This is a genomic window from Candidatus Zixiibacteriota bacterium, from assembly GCA_020853795.1.
Taxonomy (GTDB): Bacteria; Zixibacteria; MSB-5A5; order CAIYYT01; family CAIYYT01; genus JADJGC01.
On the sequence record JADYYF010000042.1, the window covers coordinates 82,730 to 90,079 of the forward strand.

Here is a 7,350-nt window from a genome sequence, read left to right on the forward strand (position 1 = left end):
CGCCGACGTCGCAGATACGGTGTTTCGGCAGATTGGTTACTATTCGTCAGTGCGAGAAACGCCATTGATCATGAGACTTTCCCGTTGCTCGGCACTGCCAATACCGAACACGCTTTCGAGCATGATCCTGACGATCTCGCTGCCGGAGCGCATTCTTGCCTGCAGTAGCCCTCGCAATCCTGATTCGCGAGCCGTCGAGATGGAGTCCGACCTGACCGACGCCCCGGTAATCACGCACCACGACGGTCTTACCTGCCTGTCGAAACGCATCGCAAACTTTTTCGATCTCTATATGTTTCACTGGAACGTCCGCCAAATCCTGCAATCCACCACTGAAGGTACAAGACTTTGGACGGCCAAAAGGTCAGCGTCGCTGCGACTCGACGTCAATGATTCGGCCGGGTTCTTCGAAGTGGCTGTGGCCATCCCCGGCGCCTTCTTTACCGGATCTTCAGCAGTGCGGCCGGGCCAATAGACGCAAAGGAGCTGTACGGAGGGCAAGCTATGAATTCGAAATTTACCCGGATCATGATTGTCGATGACGAGTCCGCCATTACGGAGACATTCGTCGAGTACTTCCAGGCTCGCGGCTTCACGGCCCGGGGATTCACCAGCGCCCAAGCGGCGCTGCTGGCAATCGACGATTTTCGCCCGGACCTGGTGCTGCTGGATATCATGATGCCGGACATGAACGGCTACGAGTTCTGCAGCCGGCTGAAGACCCGGCACGGTACTCGCCACATCCCGGTTGTATTCGTGAGCGCCAAACAACGGTCCGAAGACGAGATGCAGGCGGCGCGAGTCGGCGGCGAGGTTTTTGTCAGCAAACCGGTGCCGCTCGGAGAACTCGAAGGTATTGCGCGATTGATGATCGAGCGGTCGACAGTAGCTTGAAGGGGGAGTGGGCCGGCTATTCGCCGGTGGCCAAGTACGGTTGAACGCGGTTGACCAACTGGGTCAATTCAATGAACTGCTCAGATTCTTCCGGAAATGAGGCATCGCGGATCGTAACCGCCGGTTCAAACGGCAATTGAAGCGTTCCGCGCAGGTAATCTATCAAGAAAGCACTAATTCGCTGCTTAACTATCTCCAGCCCGCTGCGGGATGTCTCCATAAGCAGCACACCGATTCGGCTCTGATCGTAGCTGGCAACCACGTCAGAGGCCCGCAACGCGCTGCGAACGCCATCCTCAATGTGCTGACGTAATTCTTCTTCAGGGACCTCATTTCCCGGAGTCCGTGCTGCCAAGGCACGGCTCAATTCGTTCATGTCAATTAGCATCAGGGACAGAAACAAGCAGTAGCGCTCAGCGCGGCTCATCTCCTGGCGGGCCCGCATCCCGAAACTGTGATTGACCGTGGCGTTCATCTTCTTTGTGACCTTGAATTTCGGCTGAGGATTCTCGCTTGAGCCGCGACTTCTCGTCAAATCTCGCACAACTCCTCTTCAGAGCAATTCCAGTGCCGCGTCCGGCTTATCTCTTCCGATGCCGTTTCACCTTGAGGTTCCACTGCAGATCATTGATGTATGTTTCATACACCACAACAAGTTACAAAACAACACCGCAAATGTTCAAATTCATCGAACTGACGTTAGACGTAAGCCAGATCCAAACTCTATGCACGCCTGTTCATATTTGGTGCACACCGCTACAGACGTCGCTTACTCGACCTCGTTTAACCGGTATTCCTTGATCTTGTAAAGCAATGAGCGATAAGAGATTTCGAGCATCTGGGCAGCTTTGCGCCGATTCCAGTTGGTTCGACGCAAAACCTCGGCGATCAGGCGTTTCTCCTCGCTCTCAATTGTTCGGGAGAGTCGATCCTTGAGCGAGTAGTTTTTGTCATCCGCCACGGCCGTCTGCGATCCCGATCCTTGGGTGACAACTGTTGGGGCCGGGATAGCATGACGCGCGGTGCGCTCCGGCAACGGGGTTTCCGGGCTGTTGCGAATTGTCTCAAAGACGACGGCCTCATCCTGCCGAACAACCAGTTGCTTGAGCAGATTTTCAAGCTGGCGTACATTGCCCGGCCAACTGTAGTTGGCAAGAGCTTGCATGCACTCCGAGCTGACGTGTACTTGTTCACGCCGGTAGAATTCGCCGTACTTTCGCAGGAAATGATTCACGAGCAAGGTGATGTCCTCCCGCCGCTCGCGGAGCGGGGGCAGTTGGATGGTGATTTCATTCAGGCGATAAAAAAGGTCGTCGCGGAACTGGCGCTCGTAGATCGCCTGCTCCAGGTCGCGGTTGGTCGCGCAGATGATGCGGACATCAACCTTGATGCTGTTGATGCCGCCGACGCGGACAAATTCCTGTTGTTCGAGTACTTGGAGGAGCTTGGACTGCAATTCAAACGACATATCGCCGATTTCGTCGAGGAAAATCGTTCCGCGATTGGCCGTCTCGAAGCGGCCCGGCTTGTTCTTGTGCGCTCCGGTAAAAGCCCCCTTCTCATAGCCGAACAACTCGGCTTCCAGCAGTTCCCGCGGAATGGCAGCGCAGTTTACCTTGATGAAAGGGTGCGACCGGCGCGCCGAAAGCTGGTGGAGCATGCGCGCAACGATTTCCTTGCCGGTCCCGGATTCCCCGCGAATCAAGACCGAAAGCTCGCTATCGGCCACTTGCTCGATCAAGTTCTTGATTTCGATCATGCGCGGAGAGTCACCGATGAAACCCTCCCAGGCGCTCTTCTCGACGAGTGTGCGCTCCATATCGTCGATCTTCTTCATCAACCCACGGCGCTCGAGCGCCCGTTGAAGCTGCAAATCGACCTCACGCACGTCGAATGGCTTATTGATGAAATAGAACGCTCCAAGTTGAACCGCCTCGACGACTGTGTCGGTCTCGCCTTGACCGGAAAGCATGATCACATCGGCCTGCAGGTCCGACTTCTTGAGCTTCTTGAGGACCTCGATTCCGTTCATCCCCGGCATCTTGATGTCAAGCAGGATCAGGAGCGGTTTCTCTTTGGAGGCCACCTGGATGCCTTCGATGCCGTCGGAGGCCGTGATTATGTCGTAGTGCGACTCGAGACTTTCGCGCAGAATCCACGAGACCTTGGGGTCATCGTCGATGATGAGAAGCTTTGCCTTTTCGTCTGCCATGTACTCTCCCTGTACTACGCTGATCGGCAGAAGCGCACGGTTAGTTTAGCAATCCCCTGCCAAATTCCTGCAAGGGCTTGCAATCCGATTATTCAACTCTTGAGCCTTGAGTGCAAGGTGTTTCTACTTGAACGGCCCCCCTGCAACCGACTCGCATCAGTGAAACAGCGGCTCGACTTCAGCCAGATTCCGATCCTCTCCCACCAGCACCACCACATCACCGGCCTCAAATCGCAGTTGCGGGTCCGGGTTCACATGGCTTTGCTCCCCTCGCTTGACCATGAGTATGGTCACAGCATAATCAGATCGCAGGCGCAAGTCGGCGAGGCTCCTTCCGACGACCTGAGCCTCCAGTCCAATTTTGACGGTCGTCAGGTGGACATTGGCGAGGTCGCTTTCGATGCGGCGGACCGCTGACTCGGATTGCGGCGCCCGGAAGATCTGGTAATTATCGGACCGCACCTCGTGAACGATCTGGTTGATCTCGGCTTCAGGAATCAGATAGTACCTCAGAACGCGAGTAAAGATCTCAACCGAAGTCTCGAATTCCTCGGGAATGACCTCGTTGGCGCCCAGGTCGTAAAGGTGCTCAATCTCACTGAGGTATCGGGTCCGCGTGATGACTTGCACGTTCTTGTTGAGGCTGCGCACCATCGCCACCGCCCGGCGGGTGGCATCAGGATCGGAGATGGCGATGACGACGATGCGCGCCTCCGCAACGTTGAGCAGGCGCCAGACGTCGGCCTGAGTGGCATCGCCGAAGTAGATCCGTTCGCCCGCCGCCCGCGCCTGTTTGACGGTCTCCGGATTCATTTCAAGAATGACATACAGAATCGACACCGCCTGCGAAGCCCGCGCCAGATTGGCGCCGTTGACGCCGAAGCCGACGATGATCAGGTGCTGCGTCAAGTCCTCCCCCTCACGCTGCTGTTCGGGGTGCCGCTTCCCCAGCGACTTCGGTACCGGCAGGCGCGCCGCTTTCTCTGCCAAGTATGGCGCCAGGCGAATTAGGAACGGGGCAATCGCCATGCTGACCGCGGCCACTGCCAGCAGCAGTTGATAGATATCTTCCGGCAGAAGGCCGGCCGCGAAACCGGCACTGAGCAGTACGAAGCCGAATTCACCGACATTGCTCAGGCCGATGCCGGTCAAGACAGCTGTGCGCATCGGGTAACCGAGCAGCAACCCGGTCGGGATCACTACCAGGGCTTTGAGAGCCATCACGCCGAGCGCCAACAGAAGAATCGTCAGGGGCTGCTCGAACACGATGCGAAAATCCACTAACATACCGACGGACACAAAGAACAAGCTCAGGAAGAGATCGCGAAATGGTGTGATATTGCCCAGTGCATGGTAGTTGTAGTCCGATTCCGAGACAATCAGGCCGGCAAGAAATGCTCCCAGTGCCAGTGAGAGACCGATGGCCGAGGACAGCCAGCCGACGCCAAGACAAATCAGCACCACCACCAACAGGAACAGTTCGCGATTACGGGTTGCCGCTACCGCTTCAAACACATACGGGACGATCCAGCGCGATGCCACGAAGACGAAGACGACCAGTCCCAGCCCAGAGAGAATCAGCTCCATCCCCCCACCGCCCCGCATTCCGGCCGTACCCATCAGCAGCGGAATTGAAAGGAGCATCGGCACCGAGGAGATGTCCTGAAAGATTGAGATCGAGACGACGGCATGAGCGTGCGGACTGTCGCTCTGGCCCAGTTCCTGGTAGCTACGGACGGTAATCGCGGTAGAGGTGTGGGAGGCGATCATACCGATGTAGATTGCGACCGGCCACGGATTCCCGACCCAGGCCGCAATAATTGCCACGACCACACCGGTCACGAGGATCTGCAACGGCCCGCCGATGAAGACCGTGCGCTTGATGCGCAGGAGGCGCCGCAGCGACATCTCGATGCCGATCGTAAACAGCAGCAGGATCACGCCGATATCGGCGACGCGGGACACTTCGGCGGTCGCACCGATCAGCTTGAAGCCGTGCGGACCAGTGATCATGCCGGTAATCAGCAGCCCGACGACCACAGGAATCTTGAGCCGATGGCAAATGAATAATACGACGACCGAAGCGGCAAGAATGATCAGGATGTCCGTCAACAGCGACGCTTGCATTATCAACCCACGCCTTCTAGTAAAGCCCGGTGCCCCGCTGGCATCTTAGGCGATTCGTCGGGATTGCGCAAAGATTTTCGGGCGTGGCAACTACGCCGAAGGCAGGCGCACGATGAAGGTCGTGCCGGCGCCGGGTTTGCTCTCCACTTTCAACTCACCGTTGTGCGCCATGACGATGCGCTCACAGATCGACAGGCCGAGGCCGGTGCCGGTATCTTTGGTGGTGAAATAACGATCGAAAATGCGGTCCAAGTGTTCCGGTGCGATGCCGACGCCGGTATCCGTGATGCGGAGTGCTACGAGCGCGCGGCCGGTTTCGCCTTGCGTTTCGCGGTTAGCCTGAATCGCAAGTTTGCCGCCGTTGGGCATGGCATCGACGGCGTTGATGATCAGATTAAGCAACAGCTCGACAATCTCGTTCTCATTGACGAGCACGCCCGGCAAGTCTTCCTCCAGCGTCTGCGCGAAGGACACACTGTGCTTTCGCAGATCATTCTCCACCAGCCGAATGACGCGTTTGATCAGATCATCGAGCTTCTTCTGCTCCAACTGGTACTTCTTGGGATTCGAGAAATCGACCAACTCCTTCACGAGTTCATTGAGCCGCAACAACTCCTGTTCTGCGGTCTGGAAGAAATCGTCGCTCTGCGCGATCTCCGGCCAGCGATCGCGCATTACCTGCAGCGAGCCGCGAATATTGGTCAACGGCTTCTTCAGATCGTGCGAAATCTCCGACATCATCTTGCCCATCGTCAACAGGCGCGTGGCGTTGAGCACGGCGCGCTGCTGCTCGTAGATCGAAGTCGCCTGCGAGGCCACGATCGAGGCGATATACTCGTCGTTTTCGGCAAACGCCTTCTCCCGCCGTGAGCCGAGACAGAATAGCCCGTGCAAAGCGCCCTTGGTGATGATGGGCACCGCTGTGAAAGACCTGAGATTCTCGCGGAAGAACGGCAGTTCGCAGATCAGGTTCTTGACGGCCGTCGTGCGTGCTGCCGCCGAGTACACCGTCTTCTCTTTCAGCTGAACTTCCCGGCCGCGCAGGAGGTTGGCTTCCTTCTTGCCGAATCCCTCCCAATAGTTGATGACGAGAGTTTCTGAGCGCTCGTTCCAGGCCAGCCAGACCGTGAAATCAACCTCGATGATCTGCTTGAGCGACTTGTAGATCAAGTCGGTCATGTCCTGCGAATTGTCGACCGTGGTAATCTCGGTTGCCAGGTTGTAGAGGACGGCGAATTCATTCAGCTTCTTGTTGAGCGCCTCGAAGTTTTCAGCGTCATCGATGGCGATCGCGGCCTGGGAGGCAAACGTCTCCAGCAGGCGCAGGTCGTTGTCCTCAAAGACCGTGCCATGTTGCGGATCAGACAGATTCAGCACACCGATAATGCGGTCCTTGATTTTCAGCGGCACCGAGATGAGCGAATTGGTCTCATAATTGCCCTTGTGGTACTTGGCAAAGCGCGGATCGGCCTGAATATCCGGCACGAGCAGCGCTTGGCCGTTCTGGGCCACGTAGCCGGCGATGGAGTCGCCGACGCGCACGCGCGTCTCGCGACGAACTGATTCGGACAGCCCGACGCTGGCGGAAATCGTCAACTCGTTTCGGGTTTCGTCCATCAACATCACCGAGCCGACGTTGGCGCCGATGACGTCCAGCGCCAGCCTGATAATGCGGGTCAACAGCGGCTGCAGCTCCTGCGACTGCGACAACACGACGCCGGCCTGGTAAAGAGCGTCGACCTCGGCAATGCGGCGATTGAGCAAATCGTTTTTGACCTGCAACTCCGCCAGCAGCTTCTGCCGCGCGAGCTCCAGCTCCCGCTTCTCCAGCGCCCGCTTGGCCGCCAATTTCAACTGCGTGAATTCAATCGGCTTGAGCAGGTAGTCGTAGGCACCCATGTTGATCGCAGCCACGGCGGTATCCAGCGAGGCGTAGGCCGTCATCATGATCACCATGGCATTCGGATCGTCGGCGCGTATCTGCTGCAGAAGCTCGATGCCGCTCATTTCCGGCAGCTTGATATCGCTGATGACCAGGTCGAAATGGCTCCGATCGTATAGCTGCAACGCTTCGCGCGCGTCACCGGCGGTTTCCACGACATAACCGGCTTTACTCA

Annotated in this window: 6 protein-coding genes; 2 read left to right on the plus strand and 4 right to left on the minus strand. The window is 57.2% G+C overall.

What is annotated here, in order from left to right; genetic code table 11:
- The first annotated feature begins 121 nt into the window (after positions 1-121).
- The gene (locus IT585_02765) at positions 122-475 is read left to right on the plus strand and encodes a hypothetical protein (protein ID MCC6962149.1); all 354 of its coding nucleotides are present in this window, start codon (positions 122-124) and stop codon (positions 473-475) included.
- A gap of 29 nt (positions 476-504) precedes the next feature.
- Positions 505-894, plus strand: a complete 390-nt coding sequence (locus IT585_02770) for a response regulator (protein ID MCC6962150.1) — start codon at positions 505-507, stop codon at positions 892-894.
- A gap of 16 nt (positions 895-910) precedes the next feature.
- Here IT585_02770 and IT585_02775 read toward each other — a convergent pair whose 3' ends face one another.
- The 4 genes from IT585_02775 to IT585_02790 all read right to left on the minus strand — a co-directional run.
- Entirely contained in the window at positions 911-1,369 is a 459-nt protein-coding gene (locus IT585_02775) for a diguanylate cyclase (protein MCC6962151.1), read from the minus strand.
- A 294-nt stretch (positions 1,370-1,663) separates the two neighbouring features.
- Complete coding sequence (locus IT585_02780; protein ID MCC6962152.1) at positions 1,664-3,106, minus strand: sigma-54-dependent Fis family transcriptional regulator; 1,443 nt, start codon at positions 3,104-3,106, stop codon at positions 1,664-1,666.
- Between the two features lie 156 nt (positions 3,107-3,262).
- Entirely contained in the window at positions 3,263-5,233 is a 1,971-nt protein-coding gene (locus tag IT585_02785) for a cation:proton antiporter (GenBank protein MCC6962153.1), read from the minus strand.
- A gap of 90 nt (positions 5,234-5,323) precedes the next feature.
- Positions 5,324-7,350, minus strand: a 2,027-nt coding sequence (locus IT585_02790) for a GAF domain-containing protein (GenBank protein MCC6962154.1), incomplete at its 5' end; no start/stop codon positions are given.